This is a genomic window from Emticicia sp. CRIBPO (genome assembly GCF_009905725.1).
Classification (GTDB): Bacteria; Bacteroidota; Bacteroidia; order Cytophagales; family Spirosomataceae; genus Leadbetterella.
This window is the reverse complement of the sequence record NZ_JAAAKV010000001.1, coordinates 173,394-195,202: the sequence shown is the minus strand read 5'-3', so window position 1 is coordinate 195,202 and position 21,809 is coordinate 173,394. Positions and strand designations below refer to the sequence as shown.

The following is a 21,809-nucleotide window of genomic DNA, read 5'->3' as shown; positions in this document are numbered from 1 at the left end:
TTATTATCTGATGTAAAGTAATTCACGGTATTTAACTAACGGCCAGTCTTCATCGTCGATGATCAGTTCCAATTGATCCACTTCTTTCCTGATGATCTCAAAGAAATCTTTCACCTCGGTAGAATAGATTTTGGCTGTTTCTTCGATGGTCTCACAATTGTTGGCTTTCTTCCTGGCCTCGGTCATGTCATGGGCAAGCTGCGAAATTTTAGCCACGTGACCAGAGATCTGCTTCACGATCTCAATGATAGGTTCCGCTTCAGTGTGCAGCTCCATGTCTTTCAGTGCCTTGGCGGTTTGTACCAGTCTTGTCTGGTATTTAACGGCCGTTGACACCACGTGGTTTTGAGAAAGATCTGCCATTACCCTTGATTCGATCTGGATCTTTTTGGTATAGTTATGCAGCTCAATTTCATATCTCGCCAGGATCTCTCTCTTCGTTAAAACCTTCATCTCTTCGAATAATTCGATGAATTTAGGTTGGATAAACGCTTTCAGGGCCTCAGGAGCTTCTTTGATGTTAGACAAGCCTCTTTTCTCTGCTTCGATCTCCCATTCTTTAGAGTAACCGTTGCCTTCAAAAAGGATGTTTTTACATTCTGTGATGTATCTCTTCAGGATCTTAACGACGATACCTTCTTTTTTGGTAGAATCCAGTTCTCTTTCAGCGTCATATTCTTCACGGAACTTGGTCAGCTGACGGGCTACAATGGTATTCAACACCATCATCGGGGTAGCCGAGTTGGCGGAACTACCCACCGCTCTGAACTCAAACTTGTTACCTGTAAAAGCAAAAGGGGAGGTACGGTTTCTGTCCGTGTTATCTAATAAGATTGAAGGAATACGGTTCAGACCCAGTTTGATATAGGCGTTTTCTCCTTTTTCAATCTCTACGATCTCTTTGTTTTCCAGGTCTTCAAGGGCCTTGGTCATCTGAGTACCTAAGAAAATCGACATGATAGCCGGAGGGGCTTCGTTGGCACCCAGACGGTATTCGTTACCTGCAGAAGCAATCGTGGCTCTCAGCAAGTCGGCGTTGTCATGCACCGCTTTGATCACGTTCACAAGGAAAGTAACAAAACGAAGGCTTTCTTTTGGTTTGGTACTCGGAGAAAGCAGGTTAACGCCTGTGTCGGTTGACATCGACCAGTTGTTGTGCTTACCGCTACCGTTGATTCCCGCGAATGGTTTTTCGTGGAAAAGTACTTCAAAATTATGTTTTTTGGCTACCTTCTTCATCAAATCCATCAAAAGGATATTGTGATCGCAAGCCAGGTTAATTTCTTCAAAAGTAGGAGCTACCTCAAACTGTGCAGGAGCTACCTCATTATGACGGGTTCTGACAGGAATACCCAGCTTAAGGGCTTCCAGTTCAAAATCAACCATGAAGTTCAGTACCCTCGGAGGGATCGAACCGAAATAATGGTCTTCCAGTTGCTGGCCTTTGGCAGGAGCGTGTCCGAAAACACTTCTGCCTGACATCAGAAGGTCAGGACGGGCATTGTACAATGATTTGTCTACCAGGAAATATTCCTGCTCAACTCCCAGAGTAGCGGTTACTCTTTCAACGTGACGGTCAAATATAATAGCAACGCTGGTAGCGGCTTTATCAAGTACGGTACATGAATTCAGTAAGGGCGTTTTGGCATCCAGCAGCTCTCCGGTATATGAAATGTATACTGACGGGATACAAAGCGTACCCGTACCTGCATCATTAAACATAATAAAGGCCGGCGAAGTCGGATCCCAGGCCGAATACCCGCGGGCTTCGAATGTTTCGCGGATACCGCCGCTCGGGAAAGATGAAGCGTCAGGTTCCTGTTGAACCAGGGCACTTCCCTTGAATTTTTCAATGGCCTGGCCATCAAATGAAATGTCGAAAAATGCGTCGTGCTTTTCTGCAGTACCTCCGGTCAGTGGCTGAAACCAGTGCGTGTAGTGTGTTGCTCCTTTCGAAACAGCCCACGATTTCATCGCCGAAGCTACTTCGTCAGCCACATTGCCTTCGATGTTTTCCCCGGATTTGATCGCAGAAGTAACTTTCCTGTAGGCATCAGGAGAAAGAAGTGCTTTCATTACGTCGTCGCTGAAAATATTCGCTCCGTAATAATCGGTCACCTTTCCTTCCGGGATTTCTATTTTAGGAATGCTTCTGCTTTGAGCTATCTCAACTGCCTTATGTCTTAATTGAGCCATTTTTATTGTATTGGTTTCGTTTTATTTATGTACTCGATATTGTTTTTTATATTTGGGGCAAATTACATATTACTTCTGCGTTTTACAATAATTTTAGAAAAAATAATGAAAGAGAGGATACAGTTTTTACTGGTGTATTTCGGGTTTTGGGTGGTCTATTTTCTCTCTGCCAGGGTAATATTCTTAAGCTACCATGTTGAAGATTCCAAGCTCCTGACCATCGAAACTGTTTTCGGTATTTTCTGGAACGGTATCCGTATGGATTTTTCGATGGCGGCTTATCTGTCTATCTTTCCGTTCTTTTGGGTGACGTTCTCCAACTTCATCAAAAAAAGCATTTTCCAGAATACCATCTTTACCTATACTTTCATTGTTGTCATTGTTATTACCCTGATTATCGTGATTGACCTTGAGGTCTATAACATATGGGGTTACCGTTTGGATTCTACGCCGCTCAATTATCTGAAATCGCCCCGTGAGGCCTGGGCTTCCGTAAAGTCGTCGCCGGTGGTTCAGCTGTTCATCAGTTTTCTCTTGCTCATTATCATAGCCAATTACATCGTTTACAGGATCATTGCCAATAAGATAGACAACTGGAAATACATCAAAAACTTTCCTTTTGTGGCTGTTTCACTTTTCCTTACAGCAGCACTCATTATTCCGATCAGGGGTGGCTTCGGAATAGCTCCGATGAACCACAGCACCGTTTATTTTTCGCCGGATAATTTTGCCAATATCTCAGCCGTGAACGCCCCCTGGAACTTCTTCAGTTCGCTGGTCCATAAAAGCAACAGTAACGTCAATCCTTTTATCTATGTGCCGATTACCGAAGCCCAGCGTTCAACAAGGGATTTGTATAATGAGTCTGGCCAGACCACCCAGGTGCTGAATACCAAAGGCAAAAAGCCGAATGTGATCTTCATCGTCTGGGAAAGCTTTACCAAAAAAGCTGTGGGCATGAAGTATAATGATATTGAGGTTACCCCGAATTTTAACCAGCTTAAACAGGAGGGAATATATTTCTCAGATGCCTATTCGGTAGGGGACAGGACCGATAAAGGTATTGTGACGATCCTCAGCGGATTTCCTTCACAGCCGACAGAGTCGATCATCAAAAACCCGAAGAAATCGGCTTCTCTTCCTATCCTCAGTAAGGATTTCGAACAGCACGGTTACACTACAGAGTTTTATTATGGCGGGGATGTGGATTTTGCGAACATGAAATCTTATCTTTTCTCGGCCAACTTTAACAAGATCATTAATAAGGACGAATTCCCCGAAGAACTTTCAACTTCAAAATGGGGTGTTCATGACGAATTCCTGTTCAATAAGTTTTTTGAAGACCACCAGGTCGTTAAACCCAAGCCGTTTTTCAGTACTGTGCTGACACTCTCTAGTCACGAGCCTTTTGACGTACCGGGCGAGAAAGCCATTCTTGGTGAGAAGAACGATGAGTTGTTCTATAACTCTCTTCATTATACAGATAAGGTGCTGGGCGATTTTATAGCCAAAGCCAAAACCCAGGACTGGTGGAACAACACCCTTATTATTATCGTGGCAGACCACGGTCAGCGGATGCCTGAGACAGGGAATAAAGTAGACGATTTTAAAATCCCGATTCTGTGGACCGGCGGTGCTCTTAAGGACAAGGCTTTTGAATACAAAGGTATTTGCTCACAAATGGATATCGCCTCTACGCTTTTGGCCCAGATGAATTTTGACAGGTCACTGTATTCCTGGAGCAGAAACCTCTTCGATAAGTCTGTAAAGCCTTGGGCGTTTTTTGTTTTCAATAACGGATTCGGTTACGTTAAACCTGACAAGCAGTTTGTTTTTGACAACGTAGGCCGCAGGACCATCTCCCAGAAAGGAAACATTACCGACAAAGACATCAAAGAGGCCAAGACACTCCAGCAACGTACCTTCCAGGATTACCTGGACAGATGATTGTGTTTATGGCTATTGGCTTTAAGCTATAAGCTTTAAGGGGTTTGAGGTAGAGACGTTGCAGGCAACGTCTCTTTTTTTTTGACGGAATTTTCCGTTCTCTAAAACAGCTTTGCTGATTGACCTTTTGCTAAATGATAAAAATTTCTCCCGGACGTTGCTTGCAACGTCTTTACTTTATCTGAACCTTTCAGGTCAAAGCCATCAGAACCTTGTCATTGCCTATGGCCTAAAGCTTATCGCCCAAAGCCAAATACCCCCACCGTTCCCTTCTCCTTTTTTCCTTCCACCTTTCTCCTTTCTCCAGCCACACACCCTTAGAATAGTCCAAACACTTAAAAAATAATGTTTATGCGAAATTGATTGAGAAATTGAACTATTCCGCTGATTTTTTTACAAATATTTCATTCTGTGATTAAGAATTCAGTCATATTTTCTTTTAAAATTAATTCTTGGTTAAAAATCAGATAAAATTTCGTTGCTTGGAAAGTTGAAATCTAAATATTTCGGTAAATAGTTGGATTATTTAAATAATTTAGAATATTATATATGAAAAATTCCCTTTTAAATAATTATCTATTGAGAATTGAATTATATTTGTAATCATATTCTTAATTCGTTTTACATCATTTATTAATTTAATACAATCATGGCAAAAGCTAAACTAGAGTACATTTGGCTTGATGGTTACAAACCGACTCAAAGCCTTAGAAGCAAAACCAAAATTGAAAGTAATTTTTCAGGTAAATTAGAAGACTGCGATATGTGGTCATTTGACGGATCGTCAACAGAGCAGGCTCCGGGTGGATCTTCTGACTGTTTGCTTAAGCCTGTATTTATCTGTCCTGACCCGCAACGTAAGAGTGCTTACCTTGTGATGTGTGAAGTTTTGAATTCTGATGGAACTCCTCACGATTCAAACGGACGTGCAACGATTGAAGATGATGATAATGATTTCTGGTTCGGATTCGAACAGGAGTATTTCCTTTGGGATAACGAAACCAATAAACCTCTTGGATTTCCGGCTAACGGTTATCCTGCACCACAAGGACCTTACTACTGTTCAGTAGGTGCTAAAAATGCTTTCGGTCGTGAGATTGTTGAAGAGCACCTTGACGTATGTCTTGACGCAGGTCTTAACGTAGAAGGTATCAACGCTGAAGTTGCTGCCGGTCAGTGGGAATTCCAGATTTTTGCCAAAGGTGCTGCTGAAGCCGGTGATCAGATCTGGGTAGCCCGTTATTTACTGGAAAGAATCGGTGAGAAATATGGTGTTTCTATCAACTGGCACTGTAAGCCGCTTGGTAACCTTGACTGGAACGGTTCAGGTATGCACGCCAACTTCTCTAACACGATCCTTCGTACTTGTGGAGATAAGGCGGTATATGATACCATCTGTGAATCTTTCCGTCCGTTCGTTAAAGAACACATCGAAGTTTATGGTGCAGACAACCACCTTCGTCTGACCGGAAAACACGAAACACAGTCAATCGACAGTTTCTCTTTCGGAGTTTCTGACCGTGGTGCTTCTATCCGTATTCCTATTGCAGCTGTAGAAAAAGGCTGGAAAGGATGGTTGGAAGATCGTCGTCCAAACTCTGCTGCTGATCCTTATAAAGTAGCAGCGAGAATCATCAAAACTGTTAAAACTGCCAACGTTTAATTTAAACCAAGGCTCTATATAATCTTAAAGCCCTTAAAACTTTGTTTTAGGGGCTTTTTGTTTGTATTTTTGCGGATTATTTTCAAAGATCATGAAGAAAGTTGCTTTTTACACTTTAGGCTGCAAGCTGAATTTTTCTGAAACTTCCACCATCTCACGTAGTTTTGAGGAGAGGGGTTTTCAGAAGGTCGACTTTAGTGCCCGTCCCGATATTTTTATCATCAACACTTGTTCGGTGACCGAAAATGCGGATAAGAAGTGTAAGAAGATTGTCAAAGAAGCCAATAAGATCAATCCGGATGGTTTTGTCGCCATCATTGGCTGTTACGCCCAGCTGAAGCCCAAAGAGATCTCTGAAATCGAAGGGGTGGATGCCGTTCTGGGTGCTGCTGAGAAGTTTAAGCTGCTCGATCTCCTCGGAACATTCGAAAAAGCTCCCGGAACAACCAGGTCCGAAGATAAAATTTATTCCGGCGAAATATCCGACAAGCTGGATTATCATACTTCATTTTCTCTGAACGACCGCACCAGGACTTTTCTCAAGGTTCAGGATGGTTGCGATTATCCCTGTGCCTATTGTACCATACCTTTGGCCAGGGGAAAAAGCCGCTCCGACACGGTTCTGAATGTCTTGAAAGCTGCTCACGAGATAGCCGCCAACGATGTCAAAGAGATCGTGCTGACCGGCGTCAATATCGGTGATTTCGGTATTCAGGGCGGTGAGCGAAAAGAGAATTTTCTTGAGCTGATCAGGGAGCTGGATAAAGTAGAAGGTATAGAGCGTTTCAGGATTTCCAGTATAGAACCTAATTTGCTGACCAACGAAATAATCGATTTTGTGGCCTCTTCAGAGCGTTTTGTGCCTCATTTTCACATACCGCTTCAATCGGGCAGTAATAAGGTCTTAGGCTTGATGAAAAGGCGTTATAAGCGGGAATTATACACCGAAAGGGTAGCCAGGATCAAAGAAGTTATGCCTGACTGCTGTATAGGTGTGGATGTGATCGTAGGTCACCCGGGCGAAACGCACGAGGAGTTCCTGGAGACCTATAACTTCCTGAACGATCTTGATATCAGCTATCTTCACGTCTTTACTTATTCTGAAAGGGAAAACACTGCCGCTGTGTCCATAAAGCCCGTTGTGTCTAAATCCGAACGTGCAGAACGGTCAAAAATGCTTCATATCCTGTCTGAGAAGAAAAGAAGGTTTTTCTACGAACAACAGACAGGCAAGACTTTCCATGTTTTGTTTGAAGAAGATGTTGAAAACGGCATGATGTCAGGTTTTACAGAGAATTATGTCAGGGTAACGGCCAAATATGACCCGATGCTGATCAACGAGACCAAAAAAGTAAAGCTGGAATCGGTGAATGAAAACATGCTGATGGAAGTGTCGGAAGCAGAAGTAAATGGCCCAACTTACGAATTGAGCCATTGATCAGGTTACTTTTCAAGTTCTTTTAATTTCTCCAGGGCGTTCTGGTCATTGGGTTTTAATTCAAGTACTTTCATGTAGTTTCTGGCCGCCAGTTCGGGGTTCATGTCCTCTTTGTAGGCTTCTCCCAGTGAATCATAGGTATTGGCAACACCCGGATAAATCAAGGTGTTGAGCCTGAAAACCAGTATCGCTTCTTTTTTAAGGCCTTTCGCCTTCAGTACATAGCCCAGCGTATTTAATTCTGCCGAACTGCTCACCTGGCTTTTCCATTCTCCCGACAATTCATTAAGATTCTTTTCGAGGTGTGACGCCTGATCCGATTCTATCCACCTGAATATCGCCGTAGGTATCGTGTAATGGCTTTTCAGTTTATTCCTGTTCAATATATTAAGCAGGTCCTGTTCCAGGCTGACCACCGGCGATTCTGTAATTCTTCCCGTTTCCTGTTTGTTTTCCCTGACGATGATCGTAGGTACGCGGTGGATACCCAGTCCGGCTTCTTCATGCTGCGGGCTTTGTTTGTAATTTCCTTCTGAATTGTCCAGGCAAATGATCCTGAGGTTTTCAGGCGGAAATCTCAGGCTGTCCAGGATTTTCAGGAATCGCGGAACCTCCCGGCGGGTATCGCCACACCAGGTGCCCATAAAAATGATGATCTCGGTCTTGCTGAGTTTTTGGGCCGGAACCATAATTTTCTGAACGCTGTACGCGTCGTATTCCTTCTGAAACCATTCGCTGTAAGGGGTTTTCAGCAGGGCATCGCGGGTGATCTGGCCCAGTAATTTCTTGCTTCCGTCTTTGGAAGTAACCTCCAGATTGGGCTGTGCAAAAGCCTGAAATCCGGCCAATAAGCAAAGTGAGAGTAGTAGTTTTGTCATCTTTTTAAAGTGTTTTGTTTATGATGACAAACTTAAAAGGAAGAAAACCGCACAGCTGTTAATGCCCGGTTAACGACTTGTTAGTGAAATGTTAAAGGGGTTTCTGTTGATAATGATACGCTGGTCGGCGGTTTTTAAAATGACCTGATTTCTTGCAGACGCACGGCCCTGCCTATCTACCGGGCAGGACGTCTGTAGGCTATTTTATTAATCTCTTCAGTTCGTTCATCAGATAAGTGCTTTTGTTGATTCTGCCGATCCGGCCCGTTTGGCAGGCAAACACCGTTTGTGATATTCTTCAGATCTGAAGGCTTAATGTTATCCTGCAGATATGTACCGCCGGGCCTATCTGCAGAATGACTGTCTGTAGGCCTGGAAGTTCACTCAGTGGCTTAAGCTGGGTTATCCCCCCGCTCATGACCACCATCCGGAATTCTGATTATCCCGCCCGCACGAAAGAAACTACCGACCCGACAGAAGAACATGCCAGCACGAGTAAGGAAACTACCGCCCCGAGTGAAGAATATGCTAACCAGACTGAGGAAACTACCGACCCGAGTGGAGAATATACTAACCAGAGTGAGGAAACTACCGACCCGAGTGGAGAACATGTCAACATGAGTGAGGGAACTACCGCCCAGAGTGAAGAATATGCTAACCAGAGTTAGGAAACTACCGACCCGAGTGGAGAACATACTAACCAGAGTGAGGAAACTACCGACCCGAATGGGGAACATGTCAACACGAGTGAGGGAACTACCGACATGAGTGGCAATTCTTCGGGAGTGATGAAAAAAACGGTCGTTGTTATTATAGATTATTTCAACATCACTGTACAATCCTTCATTGTAAATGCCAGTTGTTCAGACCGTACGGAATAATCTGTGGCCGTGACAGATAATTGTTCTGGCTGCAGTTTAAAAACAAGCTTTGTAACAAATCATTGGAGTGAGTACTCATATCAGATAACCCGGGTAAGAAGTAACACAGCCAGTGTCAGGGATAGTTATGTCATATAAGAAGTAATAATTAACGATTTCAGGGGGCTTATTCCAGCTGTTTTTGATGTTCCGGAGGGACAAAATATCTGTAAAGAAGGTAACCTTTGCGATGATCCGGCATCCCGGAGGGATGTAATATTTGTGAGTTTTTTTATTCCGGCCTGTTAACTGAGTGTAAATAAGCAATCGCCCTAAATAGAAAATACCCACCTAAAAGGCGGGTATTTTGCTTTATGGAGTACAACAAAACCACAATTAATTGTGATTTTGAAGTGCAAATATTCTTATGCTTCCAATAATGCTTCGTCGTGCTGACTAACATCAAGACCAAGGGCCTCATCTTCTTCAGATACACGAAGAGGAACGATGATGTCAGTGATTTTAAGTACTACGAACGACATAATAAAGGCAAATGCAGAAACAAGAACAAGAGCAAGAAGGTGTTTCAGGAACAATGAAGTTTCTCCGAAAAACAAACCTTGTTCAGCCACTGCTGAGTTTATAGCTGATGAAGCAAATACACCTGTTAAAACCATTCCGACCATTCCGCCTACACCGTGGCAAGGGAATACATCTAAAGTATCATCAAGGGCAGTTTTTGTTCTGTAATGAGCTAAATAGTTAGAGATCAGAGAAGCAACCACACCGATAACGATAGAGTGAGGGATCGAAACGAAACCTGCAGCAGGAGTGATGGCAACAAGACCAACAACTACCCCGATACAGAAACCAAGAGCTGAAACTTTCTTGCCACGGGCAGCGTCAAACAACACCCAGGCCAAACCTGCAGCACCTGCAGCAGTGTTGGTAGTAGCGAAAGCAGAAGCAGCCAGAGCACCGGCAGAAAGAGCAGAACCGGCGTTGAATCCGAACCATCCGAACCAAAGTAAACCTGTACCAAGAAGTACGTAAGGGATGTTGGCAGGAGGAAGGAAGCTACCTGACTCATGAGAGCGACGTCTTTTCAGATAGATGGCAGCAGCAAGAGCAGCCCAACCCGCAGACATGTGAACCACAGTTCCACCCGCAAAGTCTAACACACCCATTTTGAAAAGGAAGCCTTCAGAAGCCCAGGTCATGTGAGCCAGAGGAGCATAAATGAATATACTGAAAAGGATCATGAAAACTACATAAGACTTGAAGTTGATTCTTTCAGCCATTGAACCTGTTACAAGAGCAGGAGTGATCACGGCGAATTTTAATTGAAAGAATGCAAAAACAACTGCAGGGATAGTTCCCCATGGAGCGGCTTCCAGAACACCTTTAAACATAAAGTGTGTTGTAGGGTTACCGAAGAAGCCTCCGACGCTTTCACCGAAAGCTATACTGTAGCCAACTGTTACCCAAACTACAGAGATCACACCCATGGCGATGAAACTTTGAAGCATGGTTGAGATAACGTTTTTGGCGTTAACCATTCCTCCGTAAAAATAGGCAAGGCCCGGAGTCATGATCAATACAAGAGCAGAAGCTACCAACATCCAGGCAGTGTCACCACTGTTGATCCCTTCTGTTTGAATTACCGTAGGAATTCCCGGCATAAAAAGTGCCACAACTGTAACAGCCGCCAGAATGGCTAAAGGCACATAAGAGGGTTTTACTTTTTTTTCAGACATGATGAATAGAGTTTATTGTTGTACAATAATTTAAATGGGTTAATTATTAAAAATAGAATATCAGGGCTCCACCAAGGGTTGCTTGAGAATCTTTACCTTTTCCGTCTTTATCAACAAACTGCTCCGATCCTGCCTTACCTTTATTGTATCCGTCAAATCTGAATTCAGGCTTGAAAAGCAGGTTTTCAGAGATGGTTACATTACCGGTTAAAGTAAATGAATCAACAATCGCTCCGGTTCCGTCTGCTTTAAGCAAAGCTCTGATGGCCGAATTGTTATCAAAATGTTCGTAACGCAGACCTAAACCGAATTTCTCAGATAGCTGAGTGTTCGCATAAAGGGCCACACCACCCCATCCAAGACCATCCTGAGTACCATAGGCAGCGTTTAAGCCCAGGTTGAATTTCTCAGTAACAGCCATTGTGGTAGTTAAATCAATAATGTTATAGAATGATTTGTCGTCGTCAGTTCCTTCATTGCTACCGAAGTAGTTAAGATATACGTTCCACTTTTCAGTTGGTTTAAGGTAGATCTGACCGATGATACCTTTTCCTTTGTTGTTGTCCTGTTTGGTATCAAGACCGTTGGCAAGACCAAAAGTGAAAGAGAATTTGTCACTTGGAGCTACAGTAGCTTTCACACCAGTGTGGTAGAAAGGACCGTTACCAAAAAGATTTGACAATGAATAGTTGTAATTAACATAAGCATCAATTACTTCATAACCCACGTGAGTACCGAATTGACCGGCAGTGATAGAGAATTTGTCAGTAGCTTTCCAGGTAAGGTAAGCTTGTTTGATAGCAAGGGCGGTGCTGGTGCTTCCGGTGATCGGACTGGCCACGTTGCCATAGTTACCTAAATCTGCAGCATTACCAAATACCAGGTCAATTACTCCGTCCACTTTGCTGGTTGAGTAAGTGGTTTTGAACTGGGCCAGACCTACCTGGATTGAATTGGCATTCTGATCGAAAATCCTTTCAAATCCTGAAGCTCCAAGGTTAGAACGGACTCCGTTAAAGTTTACCTGATAATAAGTGTCAACATAACCTGAGAAAGTAAGGGGCTTAGGGTCTTCAGCAGATTTTGTTGGATTTTCCGTCGCGTTAGCGGTAATTAGTGTAAGGGCACTTAAAATTGTTAAATACATTTTTTTCATAATAATCTTTGGTTTAAGTAATGATTAAATATTGTACTCATTTTGATACAAATGTGAATGACAAAATGTAAAAAACCAAATATATCACTTAAAAAAATGACTAAAAATTAAAAAAAAATAAAAATTTATTAAAAATGTAGTTAAAAATTCAATTAAATATAAAAATAATATAAAATGTTTGAATATTCAGATGATTCTGTGAAATCAAAAAAATGCAGTATTATATTTTGTTGATTGTTTGAATGTATTTGGCTTTGATTTTGGACTTAACCAATATTTGCTATATAATATTTTGCAGTAAAAGCAGGGAATTGGCAGTAAAAAATCGTCAAATGAGGGTTTTCGGACCTTAAATCAGGAGATTATGCAGGGAAAATACCCGGGCGGGTAATCATCCGCAATCAGAGAAACAATGCTGCAGAAGAAAAAGGTAGTCCAGCTCTTTTCTGCGACAGAAAATTCAACAGACCGGAAGGGGTGGTGAGGACAAAAAAAAGCCCGGCAGGAGCCAGGCTTTTCCAAATCATACAGATTCAATATTTTTATTCAGCGTGAAGCCAGGCTTTTTTCGCTAACAAAGTTTCGGTATCTTCAACATTGTCCGGATCCGGAACACAGCAGTCAACAGGACAAACCGCCGCACACTGGGGTTCCTCATGGAAACCTTCACATTCGGTACACTTGTCACTAACGATATAATAAAATTCATTTGAGATAGGGTCCATGGCATCAGAGCCACTCACAATTGTACCATCTCCAAAATCTACTTCCGTCAATTTCGTTCCTCCTCCCCAGGTCCATTCTATGCCACCTTCATAGATAGCAGTGTTTGGACATTCAGGTTCACACGCTCCACAATTAATACATTCATCAGTTATTATAATCGCCATTAGTCTATAAAATCAGTTGGTTTTACAATTATTCAACAAATATAAGTATACAAAGTTTCAAGACCTTCGTATTTTTGAATCGAATTTGTAAATGAGGGGAGTAAATATAGAAAAAATGAAATTGGAAGAAAGAAAAGTTATATTTTGTCAGTTAGGAGAGCGGTTAAGTGCCAAAATCGGAACGGAAGAGGTCGACAACCTGATCAGAAGGGCAAAAAATAAAAATGCCTGGTTTACAGAGGATAATATATTGATGTCGTTGAATGAAATCATCCGTAATTTTCTGAACAAGGAAAAACTGGATAGTTTTTTAGAGCAATATAATGAAGAGCTGTTCAAGACAGATTCTCCGAAAAAAATCGGGATTGTAGCGGCTGGAAATATCCCGTTGGTTGGTTTTCATGATTTACTGACGGTGATCCTTTCCGGAAACATCGCCCTTTTCAAGCCGAGTTCTACAGATGAGGTTCTGATGAATTATGTAATTGAAGAGCTCATCAGCATAGATCCGGCCATGTCGGCCTTTGTAGAGGTAGTGGAGCGGCTGAATGCTGCGGATGCCTTTATTGCTACCGGCAGCAATAACTCTTCAAGATATTTTGAATATTATTTCAGTTCCAAACCGAGCATCATCAGGAGCAACAGGACATCGATAGCCGTTCTTGACGGAAATGAAGACAGGATTCAGCTGGGCAACCTGGGTAATGACATATTCTGTTATTTCGGACTGGGCTGCCGGAATGTTTCAAAACTGTTTGTACCCAAAGGCTATACATTTGATAAGTTTTACGAGTCTATCGAATACTGGAACACGATCAGGATGCATCATAAGTATAATAACAACTATGATTACAATAAATCCATCTACCTCGTCAATATGGCTCAGCACCTCGATAACGGCTTCCTGTTGCTGAGAGAAGACCAGGGTTTGTCGTCACCGATCAGTGTGCTGTATTATCAGCAATATGAATCACCTGCGGAACTGAATACCTACCTGGAGGAGCATAAAGATCAACTGCAGGCCATCGTTTCAGAAAATGTAAAAATTGAGAATGCCGTTGGTTTTGGCAAGAGCCAGTCACCTGAGCTGGGTCAGTTTGCAGACAATGTGGACACTATGGCGTTTTTGCTTAACCTGGCTTAAAGATAATATTTCCCTTTTTTGTCTACTTTAACCACAGGAAGGGAGCCGGTTTTTTCGAAATATTCAAATCCGGGCAGGAGTGTAGCCCAGAATGTCTTCAGATGCTCCGGACTCTGACCGTTTAGTTTGTCGTAATTTTCTCCCTTCATCCAGGCCGGGAAAATATGGACATTCGCCTGGCCGTTACCGTTTTTCGAAAGTACCGACAGCAGATACAATTCTTTGATGTGGTCGTCTCCCAAAGGTATACAGCCCACAGTGACGCAGTCTCCGTGAATGAAGATTTCGTTGCCTGGGTTTTCCTGATCTCCCAGGATCAGATCCGAGGCGTTGGGATAATTAATTCTGAATGATAAATGGTAACTGCTTTCGGGGTTATAAAGGTCTATTTTATAGAAACCCTCGGGAATCTGCAGGTCTCCTGATTTTCTTTTCGGTCCCAATACCCCGCTGGTCTGACAAAAGTCGTAGGTCTTAAGCGGTTTGTATTTCCTTTCGCTTTTGTTTTTTACCCAGACTTCCAGTTTTCTTTCCTGTTTAAAAGCCCGGATGAAAATATCAAAATGATCTTCATCCACAGCAATCGCTTTCAGCATGTCCTGTATGCCTTTTCTTTTTAGTTGATTGGCTTCCTTTACCCTGGGATATTCAAGTTGTTTTTCGAGAAAATTCATAGAAGAGGCTGCAAAGAAGATGAAGAGGATCAGTACCAGGTATTTCATTTTAAATCATTTGTTTATTGTAGTGCCCAGTCGAGAAACTCCGGGAAAACCTTTTTCCAGGTATCAAAATTATGCTGACCACCTTTGACTTCCACATATTTGATGTGCCTGCTCTGATATCCTATCTTTTTCAGTTCAGAGATCAGATCCAGCGTGTCGTCAATGGAGTCAATAATGCCGTTTTTATTTCTGTCGTCTTTCTCGTCATCCGTGCCGCATTCAAACCAGAAGCTTAGTCCGTCTCTGTGGGCAGAATTTCTGATTTTGGTGTGCATGATCCTGTCCTGGTCGTCGTCATACCCTTCTTCATAAGCTTTGCTTCTCCACCAGAACGACCCGCTGAAAACCCCTGCTTTTGAAAATATGCCTGGGTTCTCCCAGACAATATCAATGGCCGACAGGCCACCTAAAGAAAAGCCGCAGAAATAGTTGTCTTCCGGCCTGTTACTGGAAGGGTAATTTTTTCTGATAAAAGGCGTCAGCTCATTTTTTACAAACTGCATATAAAGCGTGGCTTTGTCGCCCCTGTTTTTGTAATCCGGAATATACGAGGTGCCGTAGTCTGAGAGCCTGTTTTCGTTGGTGTGTATTGCTACCAGGATGAAATCATGATGCGGGTAATTTTCCAGGAGTTTGGGGAGCTCCAGCTGGCCACCGTCCTGGCCGTCATTCATATAGATGGTCTTCAGCTTGCTGGATGATCTGCTGTTTTTCGGAACATAAATGTCTAATTTCAAATCTCTGCCGAGACCTTCAGAGTGTATGGTTTGGGATACAGTTTCGATATTTTGGGTTTGAGCTTTCGTAGGAGTAATGTTCATTGAAAAAATAATTACCAGAAAATAAATAAATTTATTTTCTTTTTTAATACTGATATTTTTATTTAAAATTATAAAACTTTTCATTAACACAAAATTAGATAAAGAATGCAGGAAAATGTAATTAATTTTTATTCTCATGTGATGGGGCGGTCGATAGACCTGTTGGTTACCGGTCATTGGGGATATCCGATTCTGATGTTTCCGACCTCTATGGGTAATGCATTCCAAAACAGGGATTCCGGTCTTTTAGAAGCTATCAGGCCGTGGATTGACGGTGGCAAGGTAAAGACTTACAACATTGACAGCATTGACTTTCAGTCCTTCTATGCCAAAGATCTTTCTCCTGCCCAGAAAATTCACAACTACAATCTTTATTCACGGTTTCTTATCGAGGAACTGGTCCCCCAGATTCAGAAAGAATCTAATGTACACCGGATAGGGACTGCCGGTTGCAGTTTCGGAGCTTATCATGCGGCCAATTTCGCTTTCAGAAATCCCGGCGTTACGGACTTTCTGATTGCCATGAGCGGGGCATTTGATATCCGGAGTTTTATGAAGGGTTATTATGACGACAATGTCTACTTTAACAACCCGGTTGATTTTCTGGCCAATGCAGAATCCTGGAAGTACAACCATATGAGAATTGTGCTGGGCACTTCCGACTGGGACATCTGCAGGGAAGACAACATCAGGATGTCAAGATTACTGGGAGAAAAACAGATCAATCACTGGTATGATGAAAAGAAATGGGCTCCGCATGACTGGCCCTTGTGGAACAATATGTTTCCCGAGTACCTGCTTGCCTACTTAAACTAAACTAAATTATAACTTTAATCTTCTAAATTAATCACATGAAAAAAATCGGAATTCTTTTCGGAATGGAAAATACATTTCCATGGGCGTTTATTGACAGGGTAAATCAGCTGAGTGACAGCAAAAATATAGTAGGCGAGGCTGTATTGATTGATAAGGTAGAACAGGGTGTTCAGAGTGACTACGCGGTGATCATCGACCGTATTTCACAGGATGTTCCTTTTTACAGGGCGTATCTTAAAAATGCCGCCCTTTGCAGCACGGCAGTTATCAATAACCCTTTCTGGTGGAGTGCAGATGAGAAATTCTTCAACAACTGCCTGGCCATTAAACTGGGAGTTCCGGTACCCAACACCGTGTTGCTGCCTTCAAAGGAAAGACCAACAGACACTTCAGACCAGTCGTTCAGAAACCTGAAATTTCCGATGGACTGGGGTTATATGTTTGATAAGATCGGTTTCCCTGCCTATATGAAGCCGCACTCGGGAGGTGGCTGGAAAAGCGTTTACAGGGTGGATGATCCGAATGATTTATGGTATAAACATGAAGAAACCGGCCAGCTGGTGATGTTGCTTCAGGAAGAGATACAGTTTACTGATTATTACAGATGCTATTGTCTGGGTGGGAAATATGTGCATATCATGCCGTATGAACCAAGAAACCCGCATCACCTGAGATATGCCACCCAGCCGAAAACACAGGGTGAGGCACATAAGAAACTGATGGCGACTATTCATGACTACGTTCTGAGACTGAATCACGCCTTAGGATATGACTTTAACACTGTGGAGTTTGCGATCAGGGATGGTATTCCTTACGCCATTGATTTCTGTAACCCTGCTCCGGATGCAGATGTACATTCTGTCGGACAGGAAAACTTTGAATGGATTGTGGAACATGCCGCTAAGTTTGCCATTGAGAAAGCCAAGAGCCATGTGGATGGTAGAAACAACTGTACCTGGGGTACTTTTATAGCCGGAGCAGCCATCAGTCCTGAGCCCGCGAAACCGGCAAAAGCAGCCAAAGAATCAAAGCCTGAGAAATCAGTGAAAGCCGAAAAGGAAGTTCCGAAGGAGGAAAAGAAGAAAGCAAGTAAGAAAAAATAAAGAATCTATGGGACTATTTACACTAGGGATCGAAGAAGAATTTCAGACCATTGATCCTGAAACCCGGGAACTGAAATCACACATGTCGCAGCTTGTAGAAGGCGGTAAGGTCATTCTTCAGGAGCGTATCAAGCAGGAAATGCACCAGGCGGTTGTTGAGATGGGAACCAACATCTGCGAAAACATTCAACAGGCCCGCGAAGAGGTGACTTATCTCAGAAGAATGTTGCTTGACCTGGCTTCAAAGCAAAATCTGCACATCGCCGCAGCCGGAACGCACCCTTTTTCCGACTGGCAAAATCAGTTGATCACCCCTGACGACAGGTATGACAAGCTTATTGACGAAATGAGGGACGTAGCCAGAGGTAACCTTATCTTTGGTTTACACGTGCACGTCGGCATCGAAGACCGGAATGAGGCCATCAAAATCATGAATGAGGTCAGGTATTTCCTGCCTCACATTTTTGCCCTGTCGGTCAATTCTCCGTTCTGGTGCGGACGTAATACCGGGTTTAACTCGTATCGCTCGAAGGTTTTTGATAAATTCCCGAGGACCGGTATTCCTGATTACTTCAGCAGTGCCTCTGAATATGACAATTATATCAACCTGCTGGTTAAAACCGGTTGCATTGATAACGGTAAGAAAATCTGGTGGGATATCCGTCTTCACCCGTTTTTTCCGACCATCGAATTCAGGATCTGTGACGTGCCGCTCAGGGCCGATGAAACTATCTGCCTGGCAGCTATTATGCAGGCCATAGTGGCAAAAATACATAAACTGAGGCTTCAGAACCTGAGTTTCAGGTCATACAGACGTGTGCTGATCAACGAAAACAAATGGCGGGCGGGCCGTTACGGCATAAAAGCCAACCTGATAGACTTCGGTAAAGAAGAAGAAGTGCCTTTCTACCAGCTGGTGGATGAACTCCTGGTCTTTATTGATGACGTGGTGGATGAACTGGGCTCAAGAAAAGAGGTGGAGTATGTGTATGAGATTCTCAGAAACGGAACCGGAGCAGACAGGCAACTGAAGGTTTTTGAAGAAACCAATGACCTGAAAGCGGTGGTGGATTATATGGTTTCCGAAACAAAATTCGGACTTTATTGAATTATTACCGACCTTTGCATTTTAACCAATTGTTATTTTAATGTCAACAAAACTAAAAGTAGGTATTCTTGATCTTTACAAAGGTGTCCCGAATGAGGGGATGCGATGTATAAAAATGCTTTTAGAAGAATTTTTCGATAAAAGCGACTTTGAAGGCTCATATGAGATTTTTGATGTCAGGGGGGAAGAGGCTGTGCCGGAGATTCATAATTTTGACGTTTTCATTTCTACCGGCGGGCCGGGAAGCCCGCTTTTGGAAGGACATACCTGGGAAGCCAATTATTTCGGATTTATTGATCAGCTGATACAGTACAACCAGGAAAATGAAAAGAAGAAACACCTGTTTGCCATTTGTCATTCTTTCCAGCTTTTAATTCAGCATTTCCAGTTCAGTCAGGTCAGTAAGCGAAAATCAACTTCTTTCGGTGTTATGCCTGTGCATAAGACAGAAACCGGTGAGCACGAAGCCATTTTTGAAGGCCTCGAAGAACCCTTCTGGGCTGTCGATTCAAGAGATTATCAGGCCATTCAGGCTGATTTTGATAAAATAGAGGCTTTCGGAGCCAGTATTTTGTGTATTGAAAAGGAAAGGCCTCATGTGCCGCTCGAAAGGGCCATCATGGCTGTCAGGTTTACCCCTGAGATCATCGGAACGCAGTTTCACCCAGAAGCAGATGCTGACGGGATGTACCGGTATTTTCAGACCGAAGAGAAAAGGGCGGCCGTGATTAATGAGTACGGTGAAGAGAAATTCAATGATATGCTCGAGTACCTGGAAGACCCTGAAAAGATCATGTTTACTGAATCTGTTATTATTCCTAACTTTTTGCGAATAGCAACAGGCCAATTGGTAGAACAAGGCGTTAACTATTAAATCTTTAATATTTTGAACAACTTATCAAGAAACAGGTTCAATGCTTCATTTTCGGTTGAGCAATACCAACTTATGCTTGCAGAAATTGATCGTGAGTTTCCGGGTATGCTTGATTTCAGGGTGGCCGAAACACCCGTATTTGTGGACAGGTCACTTAAAATCAAACTGCTGGAGGCCTGTAATGAAATCATTGAGAGGATCATGAAAGATGATTTCAAAGCGAAGACCGACAGGGCTATTCCACCACACCTCAATGTACCCGGTGAGTCGGCCCATCCTCATTTTCTGGCGATTGATTTTGCGGTAACAAAGAACAGTGAGAGTGAATACGAGCCACAACTGATTGAATTACAGGGATTTCCTTCGTTGTTTGCCTATCAGTCCTATCTGTCTTCAAAGTACAGGAAATTCTTTGACGTCGATAAAAACTACAGTGAGTTCTTTAACCGGATGAATGCCTACCAGTATTCGACCCAGATGAAGGACTTCCTGACCGGCGGAGAAGATCCGGAAAATACCATTTTACTGGAGATATACCCGGAAAAACAAAAAACGAGGCTGGATTTTGCCTTAACCAGGCAATTCTGGGGCATTGAAGCCGTGTGTATTACAAAACTGACCAAATCGGGTAAGCATCTATATTATGAGAAAGACGGGAGGAAGATTCTTGTAAAGAGAATTTACAACCGTCTTATTTTTGACGACCTCGAAAAGAATTACCCTGACCTGGTAACTGAATTCAGACCCCAGGATGAGGTTGATGTTCAGTGGGTCACCCATCCCAACTGGTTTTTCAGGGTCAGTAAATTTTGCATGCCCTTGCTGAAAAGCAAGTATGTACCTCAGTCTCATTATTTATCTGATCTGAAAGAAATACCTGAAAATCTGGAAGATTTTGTCCTGAAACCTCTGTTTTCTTTTGCGGGTAGCGGGGTCAAAATCGACGTGACAAAAGAAGACATCGAAAGCATTACCGATCCTGAAAACTATCTTCTGCAGCAGAAAATCACTTATGATCCCTGCATCAGGGATGTGGAAGGTCAGCTGATCAAAGCAGAGATCAGGATGCTTTATATCTGGGAAGACGGACAGGCCCGGCCTAAACTGATGACCAACCTGGCCAGACTCAGCCGCGGCAAGATGATCGGAGTGGACTTCAACAAGAATTTTGACTGGGTAGGAGGTAGCTCGGCATTTTTTGAAACTAATTAACATGGATTTAAAGCAGATATTTCTGGCCAACGTCGCTCAGACGTCGGACTCACCTTTGGCTCTTGAACTCGTAAGGGCCGAAGGTATTTTTTTATATGACAAAAACGGGAAACCTTATATTGACCTGATATCCGGTATTTCTGTCAGTAATGTGGGCCATCGCCATCCGGAAGTCGTCAAAGCCATCAAAGACCAGGTAGATAAGTATCTGCACCAGATGGTGTATGGCGAATACCTGCAAAGCCCCCAGATCATGCTTGCCAATGCCCTGGTAGCTACTTTAGAGGGCCTTTCATCCTCCAAAGGGAAGAAGCTGGATAATGTTTACTTTACCAATTCAGGTACTGAGGCCGTGGAAGGAGCCCTGAAACTGGCTAAAAAATATACCGGGAGGTCTGGAATCATTGCCTTTCCGAATGCTTATCATGGGTCTACCCACGGAGCCTTGTCTCTTGGTGAGGAGCAGTTCAGGAGAGGTTTCAGGCCACTTTTGCCGGACATCCGTAAAATTAGAAGGAATGAGCCTGAAGACTTAAAGTTTATCAATGAAAATACTGCTGCTGTGATCATTGAGCTGATCGGGGCAGAGTGCGGGGTGGCAGAAACCGATGCGGATTATCTGCATGCCCTGGCTGAAAAGTGTAAATCGACGGGTACTTTACTGATATTTGATGAAATTCAGACGGGATTCGGCAGGACCGGGAAATTCTGGGCTTCTGAGCATTACGGAATTTTACCCGATATCTTATTGACTGCCAAAGGTATGGGCGGCGGCATGCCCCTGGGAGCGTTTATTGCTCCTAAAGAGATCATGTCTGTATTTAAAGAAAACCCTGTGCTAGGGCATATCACTACTTTCGGCGGGCATCCTGTGAGCTGTGCGGCTTCGCTGGCCACATTGAATGTAATCAGAAATGAAATTAACCTTGATGATATTCCCGGGAAAGAAAAACTGATCAAAGAACAGCTTAAACACCCGAAGATCAGCGAAATCCGTGGAAAAGGACTGATGCTGGCTGCCCAGATGGAAAACTTTGAAGTATTAAAAGAAACCATTGACAAAGGCATAGAGAAAGGCGTGATCACAGACTGGTTTTTATACTGTGACTCCGCCATGCGGATTGCACCGCCTCTGAACATTACCCATGAAGAGATTATCCTGGCATGCTCTAAAATAAAAGAAGCCCTGGATAGTTGATCCGGGGCTTCTTTTATGAGTGGATT

18 protein-coding genes are annotated in these 21,809 nt (G+C 43.1%); 11 read left to right on the top strand and 7 right to left on the bottom strand.

Annotation, left to right across the window (positions count from 1 at the left end; all coding sequences use genetic code 11):
* Positions 1-3 precede the first annotated feature (3 nt).
* Entirely contained in the window at positions 4-2,196 is a 2,193-nt protein-coding gene (locus GVN16_RS00845; protein ID WP_166561939.1) for a glutamine synthetase III, read from the bottom strand.
* 105 nt (positions 2,197-2,301) lie between these two features.
* Between GVN16_RS00845 and GVN16_RS00840 the strand changes: the two genes are divergently transcribed.
* The 3 genes from GVN16_RS00840 to mtaB all read left to right on the top strand — a co-directional run bounded on the left by GVN16_RS00840 (position 2,302) and on the right by mtaB (position 7,244).
* Positions 2,302-4,143: an LTA synthase family protein gene (locus GVN16_RS00840; RefSeq protein WP_166561938.1), complete on the top strand. Its 1,842-nt coding sequence runs from the start codon at positions 2,302-2,304 to the stop codon at positions 4,141-4,143.
* Between the two features lie 649 nt (positions 4,144-4,792).
* Positions 4,793-5,806 (top strand): glutamine synthetase beta-grasp domain-containing protein, encoded by a 1,014-nt coding sequence (locus GVN16_RS00835; protein WP_166561937.1) that lies wholly within the window; start codon positions 4,793-4,795, stop codon positions 5,804-5,806.
* Positions 5,807-5,897: 91 nt separating this feature from the next.
* A complete protein-coding gene (gene mtaB, locus GVN16_RS00830) occupies positions 5,898-7,244 on the top strand; it encodes a tRNA (N(6)-L-threonylcarbamoyladenosine(37)-C(2))-methylthiotransferase MtaB (protein ID WP_166561936.1) in 1,347 nt (448 codons plus the stop codon).
* 5 nt (positions 7,245-7,249) lie between these two features.
* On the opposite strand, the gene GVN16_RS00825 is transcribed toward mtaB, so the two are convergent.
* Positions 7,250-8,122, bottom strand: a complete 873-nt coding sequence (locus GVN16_RS00825) for a thioredoxin family protein (protein WP_166561935.1) — start codon at positions 8,120-8,122, stop codon at positions 7,250-7,252.
* Between the two features lie 416 nt (positions 8,123-8,538).
* On the opposite strand from GVN16_RS00825, the gene GVN16_RS00820 reads away from it, so the two are divergent.
* Positions 8,539-8,790, top strand: a complete 252-nt coding sequence (locus GVN16_RS00820) for a hypothetical protein (RefSeq protein WP_166561934.1) — start codon at positions 8,539-8,541, stop codon at positions 8,788-8,790.
* A 617-nt stretch (positions 8,791-9,407) separates the two neighbouring features.
* On the opposite strand, the gene GVN16_RS00815 is transcribed toward GVN16_RS00820, so the two are convergent.
* The 3 genes from GVN16_RS00815 to GVN16_RS00805 form a co-directional block, all read right to left on the bottom strand.
* Positions 9,408-10,739 (bottom strand): ammonium transporter, encoded by a 1,332-nt coding sequence (locus GVN16_RS00815; protein WP_166561933.1) that lies wholly within the window; start codon positions 10,737-10,739, stop codon positions 9,408-9,410.
* Between the two features lie 46 nt (positions 10,740-10,785).
* Entirely contained in the window at positions 10,786-11,895 is a 1,110-nt protein-coding gene (locus GVN16_RS00810) for a porin (RefSeq protein WP_166561932.1), read from the bottom strand.
* Between the two features lie 542 nt (positions 11,896-12,437).
* Complete coding sequence (locus GVN16_RS00805) at positions 12,438-12,785, bottom strand: 4Fe-4S dicluster domain-containing protein (protein WP_166561931.1); 348 nt, start codon at positions 12,783-12,785, stop codon at positions 12,438-12,440.
* Positions 12,786-12,900: 115 nt separating this feature from the next.
* Here GVN16_RS00805 and GVN16_RS00800 point away from each other — a divergent pair, with 115 nt between their 5' ends.
* Positions 12,901-13,929, top strand: coding sequence for an acyl-CoA reductase (locus tag GVN16_RS00800; protein WP_166561930.1), 1,029 nt, complete (start codon positions 12,901-12,903; stop codon positions 13,927-13,929).
* Here the strand turns inward: GVN16_RS00800 and GVN16_RS00795 are convergent.
* Both GVN16_RS00795 and GVN16_RS00790 read right to left on the bottom strand, forming a co-directional pair.
* Complete coding sequence (locus GVN16_RS00795) at positions 13,926-14,651, bottom strand: murein L,D-transpeptidase family protein (RefSeq protein ID WP_166561929.1); 726 nt, start codon at positions 14,649-14,651, stop codon at positions 13,926-13,928. The genes GVN16_RS00800 and GVN16_RS00795 overlap by 4 nt on opposite strands.
* A gap of 14 nt (positions 14,652-14,665) precedes the next feature.
* Positions 14,666-15,472 (bottom strand): esterase family protein, encoded by an 807-nt coding sequence (locus GVN16_RS00790; protein ID WP_166561928.1) that lies wholly within the window; start codon positions 15,470-15,472, stop codon positions 14,666-14,668.
* A 105-nt stretch (positions 15,473-15,577) separates the two neighbouring features.
* On the opposite strand from GVN16_RS00790, the gene GVN16_RS00785 reads away from it, so the two are divergent.
* From GVN16_RS00785 to GVN16_RS00760, 6 genes are read left to right on the top strand one after another with little or no spacing between them, the layout of a single operon-like run.
* Positions 15,578-16,288, top strand: coding sequence for an alpha/beta hydrolase-fold protein (locus GVN16_RS00785; protein WP_166561927.1), 711 nt, complete (start codon positions 15,578-15,580; stop codon positions 16,286-16,288).
* 35 nt (positions 16,289-16,323) lie between these two features.
* Entirely contained in the window at positions 16,324-17,391 is a 1,068-nt protein-coding gene (locus tag GVN16_RS00780) for a RimK family alpha-L-glutamate ligase (protein ID WP_166561926.1), read from the top strand.
* 7 nt (positions 17,392-17,398) lie between these two features.
* On the top strand, positions 17,399-18,499 hold the full coding sequence (locus GVN16_RS00775) for a carboxylate-amine ligase (RefSeq protein WP_166561925.1): 1,101 nt from the start codon (positions 17,399-17,401) through the stop codon (positions 18,497-18,499).
* Positions 18,500-18,539: 40 nt separating this feature from the next.
* A complete protein-coding gene (locus GVN16_RS00770; protein ID WP_166561924.1) occupies positions 18,540-19,373 on the top strand; it encodes a type 1 glutamine amidotransferase in 834 nt (277 codons plus the stop codon).
* A gap of 12 nt (positions 19,374-19,385) precedes the next feature.
* A complete protein-coding gene (locus GVN16_RS00765; RefSeq protein WP_205748761.1) occupies positions 19,386-20,585 on the top strand; it encodes a hypothetical protein in 1,200 nt (399 codons plus the stop codon).
* A gap of 1 nt (position 20,586) precedes the next feature.
* On the top strand, positions 20,587-21,783 hold the full coding sequence (locus tag GVN16_RS00760; protein WP_205748760.1) for an aspartate aminotransferase family protein: 1,197 nt from the start codon (positions 20,587-20,589) through the stop codon (positions 21,781-21,783).
* The last annotated feature ends 26 nt before the right edge of the window (positions 21,784-21,809 follow it).

Coding starts and splice junctions, on each gene's coding strand:
- GVN16_RS00840 (WP_166561938.1), top strand. CDS start 2,302: ATGAAAGAGAGGATACAGTTTTTACTGGTGTATTTCGGGTTTTGGGTG.
- GVN16_RS00825 (WP_166561935.1), bottom strand. CDS start 8,122: ATGACAAAACTACTACTCTCACTTTGCTTATTGGCCGGATTTCAGGCT.
- GVN16_RS00820 (WP_166561934.1), top strand. CDS start 8,539: ATGACCACCATCCGGAATTCTGATTATCCCGCCCGCACGAAAGAAACT.
- GVN16_RS00810 (WP_166561932.1), bottom strand. CDS start 11,895: ATGAAAAAAATGTATTTAACAATTTTAAGTGCCCTTACACTAATTACC.
- GVN16_RS00815 (WP_166561933.1), bottom strand. CDS start 10,739: ATGTCTGAAAAAAAAGTAAAACCCTCTTATGTGCCTTTAGCCATTCTG.
- GVN16_RS00795 (WP_166561929.1), bottom strand. CDS start 14,651: ATGAAATACCTGGTACTGATCCTCTTCATCTTCTTTGCAGCCTCTTCT.
- GVN16_RS00845 (WP_166561939.1), bottom strand. CDS start 2,196: ATGGCTCAATTAAGACATAAGGCAGTTGAGATAGCTCAAAGCAGAAGC.
- GVN16_RS00775 (WP_166561925.1), top strand. CDS start 17,399: ATGGGACTATTTACACTAGGGATCGAAGAAGAATTTCAGACCATTGAT.
- mtaB (WP_166561936.1), top strand. CDS start 5,898: ATGAAGAAAGTTGCTTTTTACACTTTAGGCTGCAAGCTGAATTTTTCT.
- GVN16_RS00760 (WP_205748760.1), top strand. CDS start 20,587: ATGGATTTAAAGCAGATATTTCTGGCCAACGTCGCTCAGACGTCGGAC.
- GVN16_RS00835 (WP_166561937.1), top strand. CDS start 4,793: ATGGCAAAAGCTAAACTAGAGTACATTTGGCTTGATGGTTACAAACCG.
- GVN16_RS00805 (WP_166561931.1), bottom strand. CDS start 12,785: ATGGCGATTATAATAACTGATGAATGTATTAATTGTGGAGCGTGTGAA.
- GVN16_RS00770 (WP_166561924.1), top strand. CDS start 18,540: ATGTCAACAAAACTAAAAGTAGGTATTCTTGATCTTTACAAAGGTGTC.
- GVN16_RS00790 (WP_166561928.1), bottom strand. CDS start 15,472: ATGAACATTACTCCTACGAAAGCTCAAACCCAAAATATCGAAACTGTA.
- GVN16_RS00800 (WP_166561930.1), top strand. CDS start 12,901: ATGAAATTGGAAGAAAGAAAAGTTATATTTTGTCAGTTAGGAGAGCGG.
- GVN16_RS00780 (WP_166561926.1), top strand. CDS start 16,324: ATGAAAAAAATCGGAATTCTTTTCGGAATGGAAAATACATTTCCATGG.
- GVN16_RS00785 (WP_166561927.1), top strand. CDS start 15,578: ATGCAGGAAAATGTAATTAATTTTTATTCTCATGTGATGGGGCGGTCG.